Raw genomic sequence first — 17,977 nt, forward strand, 5'->3', positions numbered from 1 at the left:
CGCGGCGGCCGCCGGCATTCACAGGCAGGATGAGCGATGGAAGCGATCGAGCGTCTCTATTTCCGATATTTTCCGGAGAAGCTCCTCGGCGAGGTTCTCACCAAGCGTTGGAGCGATAACATCGTTCCCGTCGTCGCCACTATGGTGGTGATCGGCGCCTTCCTCTGGCAGGACCTGGGCTTCTTCACCATGTCCAGCCTGACCGAGACGTCCCGCCAACTGGCCGAGTTCGCCCTGATCGTCGTGGCGATGGGCATCGTGCTCCTGGCCGGCGGGCTCGACCTGTCGCTCGGCAGCGTCTTTGCGCTTGCCAACATCACCGTGCTTATCTGCATGAACCTGATCGGCTGGCCGGTATGGGCGAGCGTCGTGGCGACGCTCGGCGTCGGCGCGCTCTGCGGGGCGGTGAACGGCTTCCTCATCGGCTACCTGCGCATCCGCGCCTTCCTGACGACGCTGGTGACCCTGATCATCATCCGCTCGATCGTCGACATCATCCTGCTTCGCTACGCGGTGCAGATATCGGCGGGCTTCCCGGATTCCGAACTTTGGTATTTCATCGGCGAAGGCACCGTTCTCGGCGTGCCATTCTCCTTCGCCGTGGCCCTGGCGATCGTCGCCGCGTGGCATGTGGTCCTGACGCGGGCGCGCGCCGGCTGGCATATATCGGCAGTTGGCGGCAGCAGGCGGTCGGCCTTCAATGCCGGCCTCAAGGTCAAGCGCACCGTCTTCCTGACCTATGTCTGGTCGAGCACGCTGGCCGCGATTGCCGGCATCTTCTTCGCCGCGCGCCTGGGCAGCGCCGGCTCCGATACCGGCGTCGGCCTTGAAATCGCGGCGCTGACCGCTGCCGTGCTCGGCGGCAACAGCCTTGGAGGCGGCAGGGGATCGGTCGCCAAGTCGCTGCTCGGCGCGGTCGTCGTCCTTATCCTGACCGACGGCATGGTTCGCATCGGAATCAGCGGCGGCGTCAGCTCCACCATCCTCGGCCTTGTGCTTTTGCTCGTGGTGGCGATCGACGTGCGCTGGCTGAAGAACCGTCACAAGATCCTGAACAAGGTCTATGTCTCCCCCGCCTATTTCCGCCTGCCGCCACCGCCGGCGACGGATGCGGGAAGCGGCAGCCCGTACGCGCTGAACGACCACCTCAAAGGTGTGAGCCTGATCGGCAAAGGCGAGATAGAGGGGCCGGAGGACGTCATCTTCGACCGGAATGACAATCTCTACTGTCCGAACCGCCACGGCGACATCGTGCGCTTCCTGGCACCCGACTATGGGAAATGGGAGATCTTCGCCCATATCGGCGGTCATCCGCTTGGCATGGCATTCGACGCCCGGGACAATCTGAACGTTTGCGTCGGCGGCATGGGCCTCTATCAGGTGACGCCGGATCGTGAGGTAAGGAAGCTGACCGATGAGACCAGCCGCACCTTGTTTTCGATCATCGACGATTCGCGCTTGAAGCTCGCCGACGATCTCGACATCGCGCCTGACGGCCGCATTTTCTTCTCGGAAGCGACAATCCGCTACGACATGCACGACTGGGCCTATGACGCGCTCGAAAGCCGCGGCAACGGCCGTCTGATCTGCTACGATCCGCGCGATCGTTCGACTCGCACCGTCCTGCGCAATCTGCAGTTTCCCAACGGCGTCTGCATGGCCGGGGACGGCCAGTCCTTGCTCTTCGCCGAGACCTGGGGCTGCCGGATCAACCGCTACTGGTTCGACGGCCCGCGCAAGGGCACCTGCGAAGTTCTGATCGCCGATCTGCCGGGCTATCCCGACAACATCAATCGCGCGTCGGACGGCAACTTCTGGGTCGCGCTGGTGGGCATGCGCTCGCCCACGCTCGATCTCGCTCTGCGCATGCCGAGCCTGCGCAAGCGCATGGCCAAGCGCGTCGCCCGGGACGAATGGCTTTTCCCGAACATCAACACGGGCTGCGTGGTGAAGTTCACCGGCGGGGGCGACGTACTCGAATCCCTTTGGGACCTCGGCGGGGAGAACCACCCAATGGTCACCTCGATGCGCGAACACAAGGGCTATCTCTATTTAGGCGGCTTGTACAACGACCGCATCGGACGATTGAGGCTTCCCAATGCGGATCCGACCTGGACTTCGCAGAGCTTCTGTTGGGGAGAAGGGAAATGAGCCTCACAGCCGGGATCAGGAAGACATTCGACCGCTTCATTGGCGGCCGTGGCGAGTTCTCCATCACCGTGCCTGTCATGGATGGCGCGTTGAAGCCGAATGACTATCTCGAAAGAGCGGCCGCCCTGGCGGTGGTCGAGCAGGCGGACAACGCGGTCGTCGTCGGCGACAAGCTGCTGATCTCGTCCGGATCCCGTGTTCTGGAACTCCGCGGCGATGGCGACCGCCGCGTTCATAGCGAGCATGACGCGCCGATCAGCTGTCTCGGGGTGTCTCACGGCGGCGCACTGGCCATCGGCCTCGACGGCGTCGGCGTGAAGATCGCGGGCGGCCGGTACGACGGCACGCAGGTGGACCGTGTCGCAGGCATGCCGCTGATATGCCCGACCGCGGCGATATTCCTCGCGGAAGACCTGTTGCTGGTAAGCAATGGCTCGGCGACGTTTCCCGCCGCTCAATGGAGCCATGACCTGATTCATCATGGACGCTCCGGCTCCGTGGTTCGCATCGATCTTTCCGCCGGCAAGGCGGTCGAACTGGCGGGAGGCCTGAGTTTCCCCGCCGGACTTTCCGTGCGCCATGACACCAGCGATATTCTCGTGACAGAGGCTTGGCGGCACCGGCTACTGATTGTCGAGACAGATGCTCCATCCGCCCCCCGCGAAGTGCTGGCCGGGCTGCCTGCGTATCCCGGCCGCATCTGCCGGTCGGCGGCGGGAGGATATTGGCTCTCTTTCCTTGCCGCGCGCTCGCAATTGCAGGAGTTCGTACTCCGGGAGGACAGGTTCCGCCGGCGGATGATCGCGGAGATCGATCCTGCATTCTGGATCGCCCCCACGCTTTCGAGCGGTCACAGCTTCAAGGAGCCGCTGCAAGCCGGCGGCGTCATTCGGCTCGGAATCCACAAGCCGTGGGCGCCGACCCGATCCTACGGTCTGGTCGTCAGGCTCGACGCCGACCTTCAGCCGGTCTGGAGTGCGCATAGTCGGGCTGACGGAACACGCCACGGCATCACCTCTCTGGCCGAGGTCGATGGAGAGCTGGTCGTGACATCGAAAGGCAAGGGCGAGGTCGTCCTGATCGACCACGTCGCGCTTGCCGAGCCCCTGGACCTTATGGTGCCGACGGAGCACGCCACATGACGCCGATCGTCGAATTGCGCAGCGCAACGAAGGAATTTCGGGGCATCCCGGCCTTCTCACAGGTCGACTTCGTCCTCGAACAGGGGGAAATCCACGCCCTTCTCGGCGAGAACGGGGCTGGAAAATCCACGCTCACCAAGGTCATTGCCGGCGTCTATGCCCTGACCGCAGGGACGCTTCTCGTCAACGGCAGGGAGGAGAAGCTGGCGACGCCCGCCGAAGCCTTGGGAAAGGGCATTGCGATGGTCTACCAGGAGAACAGCCTGGTGCCGTCGATGACGGTCGCCCAGAACATCTATCTCGGCAACGAGAAGCCGCTGAACCGCCTTCGCGGCATCTACATCTCAGCCCAGCAATTCCTGCAATCGCTCAATTTCCATGTCGACCCGGCTGCGGTGGTCGGCTCGCTCGGCGCGGCGCAAAAGCAGATGGTCGAGATCGCACGCGCGGTGCACCATCGGGCGCGGGTCATCATCTTCGACGAACCGACCGCAACGTTGACGCCCGAGGAAAAGAGCTACTTCTTCAAGCTGATCCGCAAGCTGAAAGCGGAGGGAGTGTCGATCATTTTCATCTCGCACGCGCTCGAGGAGGCGCTCCAGATCGCTGACCGGATCACGATCCTTCGCGACGGACGGCTGGTGGCCTCGGACAAGGCTGCCGCCTTCGATCGCCAGAAGATCGTCCAGGCTATGGTCGGACGAAACCTCACCGACGAAATCTATGGCAGCACCGCACGGTCCAGGCCGCCGCGGGCGCGCGGGCGCAAGGCGCTTTCCGTCGAGAACCTCTCGATGGGAAGCATCGTGCGCAACACCTCCTTCTCCATCTATGACGGACAGGTCACCGGCATATTCGGGCTGGTCGGCTCGGGACGGACCGAGACGATGAAAGTAGTGGCAGGAGTGCTCAAGCGCGACTTCTTCCACGGAGGCGAGATTAAGCTCGCCAACAAGCCGGTGCGCTACCGCGTTCCGGCTCCGGCGGTTCGCGACGGCATCGTCTACGTGACCGAGGAGCGCAAGGCCGAGGGCTTCTTCGAAACGATGAGTATTGCCGAGAACATCTATGTCGGGAAGATCGCCGGCGAGGCTTATGGCGGCTTTCAGATCGTGTCCCTGAACGATGCGTGGCGGTTGGCGGACGAGTGGCGCAAGCAGCTCAACATCCGCGCCATCGACCCGAATGCCAAGGTGATCGAACTGTCCGGCGGCAACCAGCAGAAGGTGGTGATCGCCAAGGCGCTGGTGCAGATGCCGCGGCTGGTGATCTTCGATGAGCCGACGCGCGGCGTCGACGTCGGTGCCATCGCGGAGATCCACGCCTTCATAAACCAGCTTGCCGACGACGGCATCGCGGTCGTCGTGATTTCCTCGTACCTGCCGGAAGTGCTGTCCTTGTCGGACAGGATCCTCGTCGCCCGGCAAGGCAAGATCGTGGAGGAGATGGACCGCCGAACGGCCAGCGAGGAAACGATCATGTATGCCGCAGTCCACTAGGGTCTGTCGTCGGTGGTGCGCTGGTTGTGACGCTGGAGCCATCTGGCCGGTACCGAGCCTCCGGTGACCTCGGTGTGATGTTCGTCTTATGTGACTTGCTGTTTCGTCGGGATCTGATCGGCAAGCTCCTTGCGCCCGGCCGGGCCGTTGAGGAGTTCGCCACTGGCGATCGATCGCGCCCGTTCGTCGTTGCGAGATGATTTGTCGACGACAGACACTTTGGGTCCCGGCGGGTGTGATTCCGAGACATTGAACGCCACGTCACGCCTTCCCTAAGGTGTTGGAAATACCGCATCGGAGAGACGCGTTCGTGCTGGTCTGGTGGTGCCGGATAATCAAAGAGGGAGGACGTCAATGAACATTTCTGGACGGACAGCGAGTATCTGCTTTTCAACCCTGACTGCGGCAGCCTTGCTACCCGCAATCGCACTGGCTCAGGAGGCCAGGATCAGCGACGATGTCGTGCGCATAGGGCTCATCGAGGATATGTCCGGTGTCTATGCGGATATCACGGGAAAAGGCGCGGTCACCGCAGCTCAGATGGCTGTCGAAGAGTTCGGCGGGAAAGTCCTCGGCAAGTCCGTCGAGGTGTGGTCCGCCGACCACCAGAACAAGCCCGACATTGCAGCCGCCGTCGCACGCAAGTGGTTCGACGAGGACAAGCTGGATGCCATTCTCGACGTGGCCTCTTCGTCCCCGGCGCTGGCGGTACTCGAAGTCGCCAAGCAGAAAGACAAGATCGTCACGCTGAGTTCGCCTGGATCGATGCGCATAACCAACGATGCGTGCGGTCCCTATGTCGTTCATTGGGCCTACGACACCTACGCCATCGCTCACGGCACCGGCCAGGCGCTGGTCGCCGAAGGATTTGACAGTTGGTACTTCGTCACGGCCGACTACGCCTTCGGCCATAGCCTGGAGAAGGACACCGGCGATGTCGTGACGGTGCAGGGCGGCAAGGTGCTGGGCAACACCCGGCTTCCCGTCGGCACGACCGATTTTGCATCCGCCTTGCTCAACGCCCAGTCTTCGGGCGCCAAGGTGGTGGCCCTTGCGAATGCCGGTTCCGACACGATCAACTCGATCAAGCAGGCAGCGCAGTTCGGCCTCACGCAAGCCGGGCAGAAGCTCGCCACTTTGGCCGGTTTCATCAATGACGTTCATGGTCTCGGCCTTGCCGAAGCACAGGGGCTCACCATTACCGAGGCGTCCTACTGGAACATGAACGACGAAACTCGCGAATGGTCGAAGCGGTTTCTCGACAAGGTGGGGGCCATGCCGAACATGCTTCAGACCGGCACCTACTCCTCGGTGCTGCACTATCTCAAGGCGGTCGAGGCTGCCGGCACCGATGAAACCGGGTCCGTGATGGCCAAGATGCGGGAGCTGCCCATCGAGGACGTCTTCTACAAGGGCATTATCCGGGAAGACGGCAGGATGGTGCACGACATGTACCTGTTCGAAGTCAAGAAGCCCGAAGAGTCGAACGCGCCCTGGGACTACTACAAACTGGTCTCGAAAATCGATGCCGCGGACGCGTTCCAGCCACTTGAAAAGTCCACCTGCTCATTGGTCACGAAGAAATAGGCGGTCGGGGAACCGCAGCGCACCGGGGGCGGCAGGCGCCCGCATCCCGGCAGCGTTCGATTGAAGAAGGAGAGAGATGAAATGAATCGGCGGGAATTCAACCTGATGCTGGCGGCCACTTTGGGCTCGTCCACTTTCGCGGGGCAGGCCTTCGGCCAGGAGACGGGCGGGTCGCTGACGGCGATCATCCAGCCCGAGCCGCCGATCCTGAACCTGGGGCTGAACCAGCAGACCCCCACGGGCGTCGTGGGCGGCAAGCTCTACGAGGGGCTGCTTTCCTATGCCAAGGATCTCACGCCGCAGCCGTTGCTCGCAGATTCCTGGGACATTTCCGAGGACGGCCTGACCTACACGTTCAAGCTGGTTCAGAACGCGAAATGGCACGACGGAAAGCCCTTCACGTCAGCGGACGTCATCTTCTCCTGCAAGTCGCTCCTGCCGGAAACGCATCCCCGTGCACGGGCCGTTTTCGACCGCTGCGAGAGCATCGAGGCGCCCGACGACTTCACGGTGGTCTTCAAGCTGAAGAGGGCTTTCCCGGCCTTCATCATGGCCTTCGAGACGGCCTCGGCACCGATGCTGCCGCGCCATCTCCTGGAAGGGAAGGACTATCGCAAGGAGGGCGCGGAACAGCCGCCGATCGGCACCGGGCCGTTCCGACTCAAGGAATGGGTGCGGGGTTCGCACATCCACCTCACTGCGGTCGACGACTACTACCGGCCGGACCAGCCGAAGCTGAAGGAGATCTACTATCGCATCATTCCGGACGCGGCCTCGCGCGCCGTTTCGCTCGAGCAGGGCGAGACGCAGCTGGCGCAGTGGCAGGATATCGAGCCCTTCGACGTCGAGCGCCTGTCCGCGCTGTCGCATCTCGAGATGACGACCGACGGCTACGAATACTTCTCGCCCATGGTGTGGATCGAGCTGAACTGCCGCCGTCCGCCGATGAACGACAAGCGCTTCCGCCAGGCGCTGATGCATCTGATCGACCGCGAATTCGTGCGCGACCGCATCCTCTTCGGCCTTGCCAACGCGGCCACCGGGCCGATAGCGTCTTCGATGCGCTACTATGATTCCGACGTGAAGACCTATGAGCATTCCGTCGAGAAGGCGGTCGCGCTGCTCGACGAGATGGGCCTCAAGCCTGATGCCGGGGGGGTGCGCGCCACCCTGAAGTTCACGATGGTGCCTGCGGGCGAGGTTTGGACGCGGATCGCGGAATATGTCCGACAGGCCTTCGGTGCGGCGGGGATCAATGTCGAGCTGCAGAGCAACGATCTCGCTGGCTGGGTCGCCAGCGTGAGCAACGGCGAATTCGACATCAGCGGCAACCAGCTCTACCAGAACGGCGATCCGGCGCTTGGCGTGGCGCGCACCTACATCTCTTCCAACATCCGTAAGGGCGTCATGTTCTCCAACACTGCGGGCTATTCCAACCCGAAGGTGGACGAGCTCTTCGAAGCGGCGGCCGTGGAGCTCGACGAGGAAAAACGGCAGGCCTACTACACGGAACTCCAGCAACTGCTCGTCGAGGAAATGCCGGTCCTCTGGCTGTGCGAGCAGAAGTATCCGACGATCCACGACAACCGGCTCAAGAATCTTGTGACCTCGTCGACGGGCGTCAACGCCAACTTCGGCACGACCCACTTCGCATCATGATCGCCCTGGAGACGCGCCTGCGCCCGGACGGGTGCCGGCGCGTCGCTTCGCAGCGGGCTCGGGCCCGCACTTCTTCTATCCAGCGCGGCCAGCGCCGCGGCAAGGGAGGCCTAAAGCCGACATGACCTCGTATTTCGACAATGCGGAAATTGCCGTTCTGCAGGCGTGGCGACATAAATTGCATCAGTTTCCGGAAATCTCGGGCGAAGAGATCGAGACCGCCCGCGAGGTGGTCTCCTTCCTGGCCGACACCAAGCCCGACAAGGTCGTCACGGAGCTCGGCGGTCACGGTGTCGCCCTGGTCTACGAGGGTGTCGAGGCGGGGCCGACAGTCCTGCTGCGCTGCGAGCTGGACGCGCTCCAGATCCACGAGATCTCGAACCTTCCCTATCGCTCGCGCAACGATGGGAAGGCGCATATGTGCGGCCATGACGGGCATATGACGATGATGGCCGCCGTCGCCCGGCATCTTGCCCGGCACAGGCCCGCGCGGGGGAGGGCGGTCCTGCTTTTCCAGCCTGCCGAAGAGACGGCCCATGGCGCCGAGGCCGTCCTCGCCGATCCGAAATTCACCGAACTCACGCCGGACCACTCCTTCGCGATCCATAACATGCCCGGCCTGCCACTCGCCCATGTTGCCGTCGCCGCAGGCCAGATCACTTGCGCATCGATGGGCCTGCGCATCGAACTCGTCGGCAAGACCGCCCATGCCTCCATGCCCGAATCCGGCATTTCGCCGGCTGGAGCCGTTGCCCGCATCATCACCGCCTTGAAGACCTTCGAGGCGGGCGATGCCGTCGCGCCCGGCTTCCGCCGGGTGACGCTGACGAGCGTCCAGATGGGAAAGCCTGTCTTCGGCATCACCCCGGGCTCGGCCGAAATCCGCATGACCCTTCGCAGGCCCGAAAGCGACGGGATGCCGGTGCTGGTCGAGGAAGTGCTGGAGATGGTGCGCGCGGTCGCCGCCGAAGAGTGTCTCACCCTCAACCACTCGACGCACAACTTCTTCCGGGCCTGTGTGAACGATCCCGAGGCGGCCGCTGTCTTCGAGAGTGCCGCAGCCCGCATGAGCCTCTCCTGCGCGACGGACTATGTGCCGATCCGGGGCGCGGAGGATTTCGGCCTTTTCGGATCCTGTTCGAAGTCGGCGCTCCTCTTCATCGGTGCCGGCCTGGATCGGCCGATGGTCCACAACCCCGACTACGATTTTCCGGACGAACTGATCCCGGTCGGGGCCGGGCTGTTCCTCGGCGTCCTCGACCAGCTGCTGGGATTTTCGCAACCGAATGCGCGCTAGTTTGGAACCGTCGAAACAAGCCTGATGTCGATCATTTCCCGTTTGTTGGCAAAGATCATCGGGATCGTCTTCACGATCCTCGTCATCGCCACGATCAACTTCGTTCTCATCCATTCGACGCCGGGTGACCCGGCACTCGTCATCGCCGGCCAGTCGGGTGCCGCGGATGCGCAGTTCATCGCTGATATCCGCGCCCAGTATGGCCTGGACCAGCCATTCCTGGTGCAACTCGGGACTTATATCGGCAAGGTCCTGCAGTTCGATCTCGGCTATTCCTATCGCCAGCGCGCCGATGTGAGCCAGCTCATCCTCGAGCGGCTCGGACCGACGCTTCTGCTGACGCTTTCCGCCTTCTTCTTCTCCCTGATCGGCGGCGTGCTGTTCGGCGCTTTTGCAGGCCAGCGGCAGGGCAAGTGGTCGGACCTCGCCATCTCGCTTCTGTCGCTCCTGCTCTATGCGACGCCGGTGTTCTGGCTCGGTCTGATGCTGGTGCTGGTCTTCTCGATCCAGCTCGAATGGCTGCCGGCCTTCGGCTATACGAGCATCCGCTCCTCGAGCTTCGGCCCGCTGGAATATGCGCTCGACGTCGCGCGCCACCTGATCCTCCCGGTGGTCACGCTGGCCGCCATCTATATGGCCGTCTACACGCGCCTCATGCGGTCTTCGCTGATCGAGGTCTCGCACGAGGACCATGTGCGCACTGCGCGCGCCAAGGGTCTGAGCGAGCCGCAGATCCTGTCGCGCCACATGCTGCGCAACGCGGCCGTGCCGGTGGTGACCTTCGCCGGCATGCAGGCAGGGGCGCTGATCGGCGGCGCCGTGGTCGTCGAAACGGTCTTCTCCTGGCCGGGCCTGGGGCGGCTCACCTACGATGCCGTCACGGCGCGGGACTATCCCGTTCTTCTGGGCCTCTTCCTCATCATGTCGGTCCTGGTCATCGCAACCAATCTGCTGAGCGACCTTCTGCATCGGCTCATCGATCCGCGCATCAAAGGCCGATAGGAGGCTTGCAATGCAAGATTTCATGTGCACGTTTCTGCGCCGCCCGGCCGGATTGGTCGGGATACTGCTCCTGACCCTGGTCTGCCTTCTCGCGGTTCTGGCGCCGCTGCTCTATCCGGCCTCGCCCTGGGAGATGAGCGGCGCTCCATTCAGCCGGCCCGGCGAGAACGGCATGCTTCTGGGCAGCGACACGCTCGGGCGCGACATCGCGGCGGGAATCGCGCACGGCGCCCGCGTTTCGATCCTGATCGGCCTTGCCTCCACGCTGACCGCGCTCGGCATCGGTGTGTTTCTCGGCTGCATCGCCGGCTATGCGGGCGGCGTGCTCGACAGCGCGATCGTGCGCTTCACCGAGATCTTCCAGACCATCCCGAGCTTCGTGCTCGCGATCCTCTTCGTCGCCATCCTGACCCCGTCGATCGGCACGATCATCCTGGCGATCGGACTGGTGAGCTGGCCGCCTTTGTCGCGGCTGACGCGTGCCCAGGTGAAGACCGTGTCCCAGCGCGAATTCGTCCAGGCGGCGCGCTGCCAGGGGCAGTCCACCATTTCGATCGTCCTGCGCCACGTCCTGCCCAACGCGGTTTCGCCCATCATCGTGGCGGGCTCGCTCACGGTCGCCGCGGCGATCCTGATCGAGGCGGCTCTCTCCTTCATGGGGCTCGGCGATCCCAACTTCATGAGCTGGGGCTACATGGTCGGCGCAGGGCGCACGGTGATCCGCCAGGCGTGGTGGATGAGCGTCTTTCCGGGCATCGCGATCCTGCTCACCGTGGTCGCGATCAATCTGGTCGGCGAGGCTCTGAACGATACGCTCAACCCGAGGATATCCCGAGCATGACCGCGCCTCTGCTTGCCATCGAGAACCTCGTTCTCGGCCTGCCACAGGGCGCCGACCGCAGCCATGCCATCGACGGGATCAGCCTAACGGTCAATCGTAACGAGATCGTCTGCCTCGTGGGCGAAAGCGGCTCGGGCAAGTCGATGACGGCTCACGCGGTCCTCGGCCTCCTTCCCTCCAAGGTCAAGGCGCTCCAGGGCGAGATCCGGTTCGGCGGCCGTGATCTGCTTTCCCTCCCGCCGCGCGATATGCGCGCCCTGCGCGGCAGCCGGATCGCCATGATCTTTCAGGAGCCGCTGACCGCGTTGAACCCGCTGGCAAAAGTCGGGCGACAGGTCGGCGAGGCGATCCGGATCCATGGCCCGGCGGACGAGGGCGACGTGGACGCCCGCGTGGTCGAACTGTTCGGCCAGGTCGGGCTGCCCGATCCGGCGTCGATTGTCTCGGCCTATCCGTTCCAGCTTTCGGGCGGACAGCGCCAGCGCGTGATGATCGCCATGGCGCTCGCCAACGATCCGGAACTCCTGATCGCGGACGAGCCGACGACGGCCCTCGACGTCACCACGCAGCGCCAGATCCTCGACCTGATCCTCAGCCTCCAGGAGAAGCGCGACATGGGGGTGCTCTTCATTACCCATGACATCGGTGTCGTCGCCGACATTGCCGACCGCGTCGTCGTGCTGCGTCACGGCAAGGTCGTGGAACAGGGCGCAGCTGTCACGGTGCTCGACACACCGCAGACCGACTACACCCGCGACCTGCTCGACGCTGTGCCCGGCCGGGGCGCCATCCGTCTGGCCCAGGACCAGCGCACGCCACTCCTGGAAATCAAGGCGTTGCAGAAGGTCTTTGCCACACGCCAGAGCCTCTTCGCCAAGCCGCGGCGCGTCGTTGCGGCTGATGGCGTCGACCTTGTCCTGAAGCGTGGCGACACGCTGGCGGTGGTGGGCGAGAGCGGCTCGGGCAAGTCGACGCTCGCACGGATGGTCCTGCGCCTGATCGAACCCGACGGCGGCGCGATCAGCTTCGATGGCGCGCCGGTTCGCGCGATGAAAGGCGAAGCGCTGCGCCAGTTCCGGCGCAGGGTGCAGATCGTCTTCCAGGATCCCTACGCCTCGCTCGATCCGCGATTGAAGATCGGGGAGAGCATTGTCCGCGGGCCGATGGCGTTCGGCGCATCACGCGCGGAGGCAATGTCGACCGCAACACGCTGGCTTGAAAAGGTAGGCCTTGGCGCCCACGCGCTGAACCGCTTCCCGCACGAATTCTCCGGCGGCCAGAGGCAGCGGATCTGCATTGCCCGCGCACTCGCGCTCGACCCCGTCTGCCTGATCGCCGACGAGGCGGTCTCCGCACTCGACGTCTCCGTCCAGGCGCAGGTGCTGACGCTGCTGTCGGACCTGAAATCCGAGATGGGGCTCAGTATGCTCTTCATCACCCATGACCTGCGGGTGGCGCGCGAGATCGCCGACCGCATCGTGGTGATGCAGAACGGCCGCATCGTCGAGCAGGCGCCCGCGGCCCAACTCTTCGACACGCCTCGTGCGGACTATACGCGACGACTGCTGGACGCGGTTCCGGGCCGCGACTTCTTCGAACGCCGTGCGCTCGCCGGCGCTGCCGTCTAGGACGCGAAGCATGGACGACCGCACACGCTCCTTTATCGGGAAATCCACGCTGCTCTTCATTGCTTCACGCAATGCTGAGGGTGCGATGGACGTCTCTCCGCGCGGTGGGCAGCCCTCGGTGCTCCGATTGCGCGCGGATGGCAGCCTGCTGCTCCCCGACTATGTCGGCAACCGCCGGCTGGACACGATCGGCAATGTGCTGAGCAATCCCGACGTCGCGCTGGTCCTGCTCAACCGGCGTTCCGAGGAGTATCTGCGGATTGCCGCGCACGCGACCGTGTCGCGAAGTGAGGAAGACATCGGCGCCTTTCCCGCCGACGAGAACCGTCCTCTGAGCGTTATGGTGCTGACGCCGACCCGGTTGGAATTCGTGCGAAGCAAAGCCTTCGCCAAGAGCGGCTTCTGGATCGATCCGGCCGACAGGAAGCCTCCGCTGGACGTGCTCGATATCTACGCCAGGGACGGCCGATGGCAGGCTGAGGGCGGGCGCGAGCCGGTTCTTTATGACGCCGCCTCCGAAAGCCGTCTCACCGAGGCGGGCCTGCGAGACTTCTACGGCGCGCCGAGCCCGCTGGTGCAGAACAAGGTCTACAACACGCCTGGCCCGGGCTTCATGGGTTTCATCGATGAGGCCCGGTTCATCGTCTTCGCGCATGCAAGCGATACAGGCGAGATTCTCGTCGACCTGGTGGGCGGATCGCCGCTTCGGCTCGATCCCGGCACGAACTCGCAGTCCCTCCTGCTCGACCTCCAGCACGAGGGTTCGGCCACGTCCGCGACGCCGCATTCGGCCGAATTCGCCGTTCTGGCAGCCGAGCCTGGCCGGTCCGACAACATCCGCCTCAACGGCGCCTATCGTGAGGTTGCATCGAAGCCGGACGGACAACGCCGACTGAGCGTCCAGCCCGAGGAGATCTACTTCCATTGCTCGGCGGCCTTTGCGCGGTCGCGAATATGGACGGACTCCAGACCCGTGGCCTGGAGCGGTCGACGTGCCTTCACCTGCGTGGCTCGCCGGCGGGAAAGCCCGGATGTGATGTCCTTCGTGCTGAAGCCCCGCGATGGGGCGCCCGTCGGAGATGCTGCACCTGGACAGTATGTAACGGTATCGCTGCCGCATGACGATCAGCCGATGCCGCGGCGTCGCTGCTATTCGATCTCTGCCGTTCCGGACGAACAGTCGCTGCGCATCTCGGTGCGACGTGTCGGTGACGAGGGGGTTTCCGCCCTGCTTCACGACAAGGTCGAGATTGGAGACGAAGTCCTTCTCGGCCCTCCGGCTGGAAAGTTCGTCTTTGACAGCGCGCCGTTTCGTCCCGTGGCGCTCATCAGCGCGGGTGTGGGGATCACGCCGCTTCTGCCGATGGCCGAGTATCTGGCTCGCGAGGCCACCGGGCGCGACGTCTGGTTCATTCACGCAGCGCGCAATGCCAGACACCACCTGTTCGAAGAGGAAGCGCACCGCATAGCAGACGCCAATCCAGGTATCAGACTGCTGACGGCCTATTCCCGGCCAGAGATCGGCGACGTTTGCCACCATGAGGGCCGCCTGGACGCCGAAGCGCTGGCCGTGCATGTCCCGATCAGCAATGCCGACTTCTACATCTGCGGCCCCGACGCCTTCATGGCGTCCCTGAGCCAAGGGCTGATCGGCCTGGGAGCGGCGCCGGACAGCATCCGGATGGAAGCGTTCGAGCAGAAAGGCGAGGGTCCTGGTTTCGGTTTATCGGGAGCGCTGGCCGACCGAGAACCCTGCACTGTGACTTTCGCCCGCTCGGGCAAGCAGGCGACCTGGAAGCCGGAGAGTGGGTCATTGCTGGATCTCGCACTCGCGAACGGCATCGAGGTCCAGTATTCCTGCCGCAGCGGGGAATGCCAGTCTTGTACGCAGCACATCGTCAGCGGAGGCGCGAGCTATCCCGCCGGCGAGGAGCCGTTTCTGGCCCGCGGCCAGGTCCTGCTATGCCAGGCAATTCCCGGCAGCGATATCGTTCTTGATTGCTGACCGGACCAATGGGCGGAAGACCTGCCCGATATCGGCGGCTGCATCGTCGGTCCTCTGCCGGCCCCGCCGCGATGTCGTCCGCCTTTTTGAATTCCATTTGACCGAATAGTTGGCCGGTGCGAAGCTCTCCTCTCTTGGAGGGCGTTGACATGACGCTGCGGGGGACCAACCAGGAGTTCGCGCGACCGTTCAACCGGCGCATCGTGCTCGAATCCATCCGCCTCCATGCGCCGATCAAACGGGCCGACATCGCGCGGCAAGTCGGACTTACCGTGCAGACCGTGTCGACCATCGTGCGCGAACTCGAAGAGCAGGGCTACATCCTGTCGCTGCGCGACGAGCCGAACGGCCGCGGCCTGCCGCCGGCTCGACTCCGCATCAATCCGGAAGGCGGTTATGCCGTCGGCATCCATCTGACACCGTTGGGCCTGGACGCGGCACTGGTCAATCTCAGCGGGGAGGTGATCGAAAGCAGGCATCGCGACGCGCCGAACGCGACGCCGGATCATGCTTTCGAACTCATCGGCAGGCTGGTGGCGGAGTTGACGGGCCTGCGACCGGGCGGCCGTATCCTCGGCGTAGGCATGGCCTTGCCCGGTCCCTTCGGCGTCGAATCCATGAGTTTCGTCGGACCGACCACAATGGCCGGCTGGCAGGATGTCGCGCTGCGCGAGCGGCTTGCCGACGAGACCGGGCTGCCGGCCTTTATCGAGACCGACATGGCGGCTTCCGCCTTGGGCGAGCAGCTCTATGGTCTGGGTACCCGCTTCTCGGACTACTACTACCTCTATTTCGGGGTGGGGCTGGGAGGCGCCATGGTCCATGACGGAACTGTGCTGCGGGGCGCCTGGGGCAATGCCGGAGAGATCGGCCACATCCCCGCCGTGCCTGACGGCGAACCTTGCCCGTGCGGCAATCGCGGCTGCCTGGAACGCTATCTGTCGCTGGAGGCGCTCGGTCGCCGGCAAGGCGGCGAGGCCGAGTGGCTGCCGCAGGTTCGGCCGATCTTCCGCAATGCCGTCGCCACCATCGAAAATCTGTTCGATCCGCAGGTCGTGGTGCTGGGCGGCCTGGCGCCGCTCGACCTCCTGGAAAAGCTGGCGGCCACGGTGCAGGATCTGCCCAACACGGTTTCGGCGCGGAAGGACCGCACGACCCCGCGCATCGTCGTGGCATCCAGTGGGCCGAACTCGGTGCTGCGCGGCGCCGCCGCCCTTGCCGTGACGGGCGTGCTGTCGCCGCGTTTCGGCCAGATGTTCGAGACGGTCGCCGAGCCCAGGCATGCCGCGCCGCGCGAAAAGGGAGCGGCGGCATGAGCGAACCCTTGCTGACCCTGGAGAATATCACCAAGAACTACGGTGCGATCGAGGCCCTCAAGGGCATCAGCTTCAGCATAGCCAAAGGCGAGGTGGTGGCGCTGCTCGGCGACAATGGCGCGGGCAAGTCGACGCTGGTCAAGATCATCGCAGGCGGGCTGGAGCCGACGTCGGGGCGCATGCTGTTCGAGGGCAGGGAGTTTTTGGCGCGCACTCCGGCTGAGGCCAAGGCGGCGGGCATTGAGACCGTCTATCAGGACCTGTCGCTCTGCACCAATGTCGATGTGGTCGCCAATTTCTTCATGGGCCGGGAGATCGCCCGCAACGTGCTCGGCGTCCCCGTGCTCGACGAGCGCGCGATGGAAGCCGTTGTCGCGGCGGCGCTGGCCAATGCCGGCACGCGCATCCCGTCGCTGCGCACCAAAGCAGAGCATCTCTCGGGCGGCCAGCGGCAGGCGATCGAGCTCAACCGCTTTGTGCATTGGGGCGGCAAGCTCGTGCTGCTCGACGAGCCCTTCGCGGCGCTGGGCGTCGAACAGACGCGGCGCGGCCTCGAAATGATCCGCCAGGTCGCCAGCCAGGGCATCGGCGTCATCATCATCACCCACATCATGCAGCAGGCCTTCCAGGTCGCCGACCGGATCGTGGTGATCCGGCAAGGCATCGTGGCGGGCGATGTCGCGCGCAGCAATACCAGTCCCGACGCGGTGATCGACATGATCACCGGGGAAACGCCTGCCGGTGCCGGACCGGGAGGCTGAGGGGCGAAAGGAGCATCCGGCAAAACAGGGAGGAACGATATGAAGCGACTGTTTCTGGCCGCGTTCGGCATCGTGGCACTCGGCCTTGCGATGCTCGCGCCGGCCTTCGCCCAGACCAAGGGCACCGTCTACTATCTGGTGCCGACGCTGCTCGACGAATTCCAGACCGGCTCGGTGAGCGCCCTGGAGATGTTCCTGAAGCAGGTCGGCTACGAGATGAAGACGCTCAATGCCGACAACAAGACCGACGCCCAGCAGACCCAGATGAACGACGTCATCACCCTCAAGCCGGCGGCGATCATCCTGGCAGCGGTCGATTTCAATGCGCTCAAGCCGTCCATCGAGGCAGCCCGCGCGGCCGGCATTCCGGTCGTCGAGTTCGACCGCCAGATCACCTCCACGCCCTCCGACTTCACTTCGGTCGCGGGCACGATCGAGATCGGCCATGTCGCGGCCGAGGAGACGCAGAAGCTGCTGACGGCCAGGAACGGCGCCGTGAAGGGCAAGATCCTGCAGGTTCTGGGCGATCCCGGCGATCCCTACACGCTCGACATCCAGAAGGGTTTCGAGGAGAAGATGAAGGCCCATCCCGATGTCGCCATCATCTCCGTGCCGGCGATGCAATGGGAAGCCAGCAATGCCGGCACGATCGTCGCGGACCAGCTCGTCGCCAACCCGGATATCGACATGATCTTCAGCCACGCGGCCCATCTCTCGGTCGCCGCCGTCGCTGCGCTGGAATCTGCCGGCAAGAAGCCGGGCGATATCCTGATGATGAGCTCGAACGGCGCCCCCGTCGGCCTCGACCTGATCCGCAAGGGCTGGCTCAACGTCGAAGTCGAGCAACCGCTCTACGCCCAGGCCGCGGCGGTCGCCATGTTCATGGACAAGGTGGTCAACAAGCAGGAGATCAAGCCCGGCGAATATGACGTGCTCGGGCTGAAGAGCGTGGTGACCGAGGAGGCCTGGGGGCCGAACATCAAGATCCCGGGCGCCGCGATCTCCAAGGAGAACGTCGACAATCCCGCATTCTGGGGCAATCTGAAGCCGCCGACCAACATGGTGAAGCCGGTCGAGTAGCCCGGGTCT

Annotated in this window: 14 protein-coding genes; 13 read left to right on the forward strand and 1 reads right to left on the reverse strand. The window is 64.2% G+C overall.

From position 1 onward, the window contains the following. Positions 1–36 precede the first annotated feature (36 nt). The 3 genes from JN280_RS16385 to JN280_RS16395 are packed head-to-tail and all read left to right on the forward strand — an operon-like array spanning position 37 to position 4,792. On the forward strand, positions 37–2,151 hold the full coding sequence (locus JN280_RS16385; protein WP_202313576.1) for an ABC transporter permease: 2,115 nt from the start codon (positions 37–39) through the stop codon (positions 2,149–2,151). Then, a complete protein-coding gene (locus JN280_RS16390; protein WP_202313577.1) occupies positions 2,148–3,293 on the forward strand; it encodes a strictosidine synthase in 1,146 nt (381 codons plus the stop codon). The genes JN280_RS16385 and JN280_RS16390 overlap by 4 nt, the downstream gene beginning before the upstream one ends. Continuing rightward, on the forward strand, positions 3,290–4,792 hold the full coding sequence (locus tag JN280_RS16395) for a sugar ABC transporter ATP-binding protein (protein WP_202313578.1): 1,503 nt from the start codon (positions 3,290–3,292) through the stop codon (positions 4,790–4,792). Before JN280_RS16390 ends, JN280_RS16395 begins: the two co-directional genes overlap by 4 nt. A gap of 86 nt (positions 4,793–4,878) precedes the next feature. Here the strand turns inward: JN280_RS16395 and JN280_RS16400 are convergent, their stop codons facing one another. Next, a complete protein-coding gene (locus tag JN280_RS16400) occupies positions 4,879–5,052 on the reverse strand; it encodes a hypothetical protein (protein ID WP_202313579.1) in 174 nt (57 codons plus the stop codon). 94 nt (positions 5,053–5,146) lie between these two features. Here JN280_RS16400 and JN280_RS16405 point away from each other — a divergent pair, with 94 nt between their 5' ends. The 10 genes from JN280_RS16405 to JN280_RS16450 all read left to right on the forward strand — a co-directional run bounded on the left by JN280_RS16405 (position 5,147) and on the right by JN280_RS16450 (position 17,968). Further along, positions 5,147–6,379, forward strand: coding sequence for an ABC transporter substrate-binding protein (locus JN280_RS16405; protein ID WP_202313580.1), 1,233 nt, complete (start codon positions 5,147–5,149; stop codon positions 6,377–6,379). An 81-nt stretch (positions 6,380–6,460) separates the two neighbouring features. Then, complete coding sequence (locus JN280_RS16410) at positions 6,461–8,038, forward strand: ABC transporter substrate-binding protein (RefSeq protein ID WP_202313581.1); 1,578 nt, start codon at positions 6,461–6,463, stop codon at positions 8,036–8,038. Positions 8,039–8,159: 121 nt separating this feature from the next. After that, positions 8,160–9,335, forward strand: a complete 1,176-nt coding sequence (locus JN280_RS16415) for an amidohydrolase (RefSeq protein WP_202313582.1) — start codon at positions 8,160–8,162, stop codon at positions 9,333–9,335. Between the two features lie 24 nt (positions 9,336–9,359). Continuing rightward, entirely contained in the window at positions 9,360–10,337 is a 978-nt protein-coding gene (locus tag JN280_RS16420) for an ABC transporter permease (protein ID WP_202313583.1), read from the forward strand. A 10-nt stretch (positions 10,338–10,347) separates the two neighbouring features. Next, positions 10,348–11,178: an ABC transporter permease gene (locus JN280_RS16425; RefSeq protein WP_202313585.1), complete on the forward strand. Its 831-nt coding sequence runs from the start codon at positions 10,348–10,350 to the stop codon at positions 11,176–11,178. Further along, positions 11,175–12,806, forward strand: coding sequence for an ABC transporter ATP-binding protein (locus JN280_RS16430; protein WP_202313587.1), 1,632 nt, complete (start codon positions 11,175–11,177; stop codon positions 12,804–12,806). Before JN280_RS16425 ends, JN280_RS16430 begins: the two co-directional genes overlap by 4 nt. A 10-nt stretch (positions 12,807–12,816) precedes the next feature. After that, the gene (locus JN280_RS16435; protein ID WP_202313589.1) at positions 12,817–14,811 is read left to right on the forward strand and encodes an FAD-binding oxidoreductase; all 1,995 of its coding nucleotides are present in this window, start codon (positions 12,817–12,819) and stop codon (positions 14,809–14,811) included. Between the two features lie 149 nt (positions 14,812–14,960). Next, entirely contained in the window at positions 14,961–16,127 is a 1,167-nt protein-coding gene (locus JN280_RS16440) for an ROK family transcriptional regulator (RefSeq protein ID WP_202313591.1), read from the forward strand. Beyond that, positions 16,124–16,888: an ATP-binding cassette domain-containing protein gene (locus JN280_RS16445; protein ID WP_202313592.1), complete on the forward strand. Its 765-nt coding sequence runs from the start codon at positions 16,124–16,126 to the stop codon at positions 16,886–16,888. The genes JN280_RS16440 and JN280_RS16445 overlap by 4 nt, the downstream gene beginning before the upstream one ends. 39 nt (positions 16,889–16,927) lie before the next feature. Continuing rightward, on the forward strand, positions 16,928–17,968 hold the full coding sequence (locus tag JN280_RS16450) for a sugar ABC transporter substrate-binding protein (protein ID WP_202313593.1): 1,041 nt from the start codon (positions 16,928–16,930) through the stop codon (positions 17,966–17,968). Positions 17,969–17,977 lie beyond the last annotated feature (9 nt).

This window comes from Mesorhizobium sp. L-8-10 (genome assembly GCF_016756635.1).
In the GTDB taxonomy this organism is placed as follows: Bacteria; Pseudomonadota; Alphaproteobacteria; order Rhizobiales; family Rhizobiaceae.

Bases quoted from the DNA above. Each gene is read 5' to 3' on its own strand.
- JN280_RS16385 (WP_202313576.1), top strand. From the start codon at position 37: ATGGAAGCGATCGAGCGTCTCTATTTCCGATATTTTCCGGAGAAGCTC.
- JN280_RS16390 (WP_202313577.1), top strand. From the start codon at position 2,148: ATGAGCCTCACAGCCGGGATCAGGAAGACATTCGACCGCTTCATTGGC.
- JN280_RS16395 (WP_202313578.1), top strand. From the start codon at position 3,290: ATGACGCCGATCGTCGAATTGCGCAGCGCAACGAAGGAATTTCGGGGC.
- JN280_RS16405 (WP_202313580.1), top strand. From the start codon at position 5,147: ATGAACATTTCTGGACGGACAGCGAGTATCTGCTTTTCAACCCTGACT.
- JN280_RS16410 (WP_202313581.1), top strand. From the start codon at position 6,461: ATGAATCGGCGGGAATTCAACCTGATGCTGGCGGCCACTTTGGGCTCG.
- JN280_RS16415 (WP_202313582.1), top strand. From the start codon at position 8,160: ATGACCTCGTATTTCGACAATGCGGAAATTGCCGTTCTGCAGGCGTGG.
- JN280_RS16420 (WP_202313583.1), top strand. From the start codon at position 9,360: ATGTCGATCATTTCCCGTTTGTTGGCAAAGATCATCGGGATCGTCTTC.
- JN280_RS16425 (WP_202313585.1), top strand. From the start codon at position 10,348: ATGCAAGATTTCATGTGCACGTTTCTGCGCCGCCCGGCCGGATTGGTC.
- JN280_RS16430 (WP_202313587.1), top strand. From the start codon at position 11,175: ATGACCGCGCCTCTGCTTGCCATCGAGAACCTCGTTCTCGGCCTGCCA.
- JN280_RS16435 (WP_202313589.1), top strand. From the start codon at position 12,817: ATGGACGACCGCACACGCTCCTTTATCGGGAAATCCACGCTGCTCTTC.
- JN280_RS16440 (WP_202313591.1), top strand. From the start codon at position 14,961: ATGACGCTGCGGGGGACCAACCAGGAGTTCGCGCGACCGTTCAACCGG.
- JN280_RS16445 (WP_202313592.1), top strand. From the start codon at position 16,124: ATGAGCGAACCCTTGCTGACCCTGGAGAATATCACCAAGAACTACGGT.
- JN280_RS16450 (WP_202313593.1), top strand. From the start codon at position 16,928: ATGAAGCGACTGTTTCTGGCCGCGTTCGGCATCGTGGCACTCGGCCTT.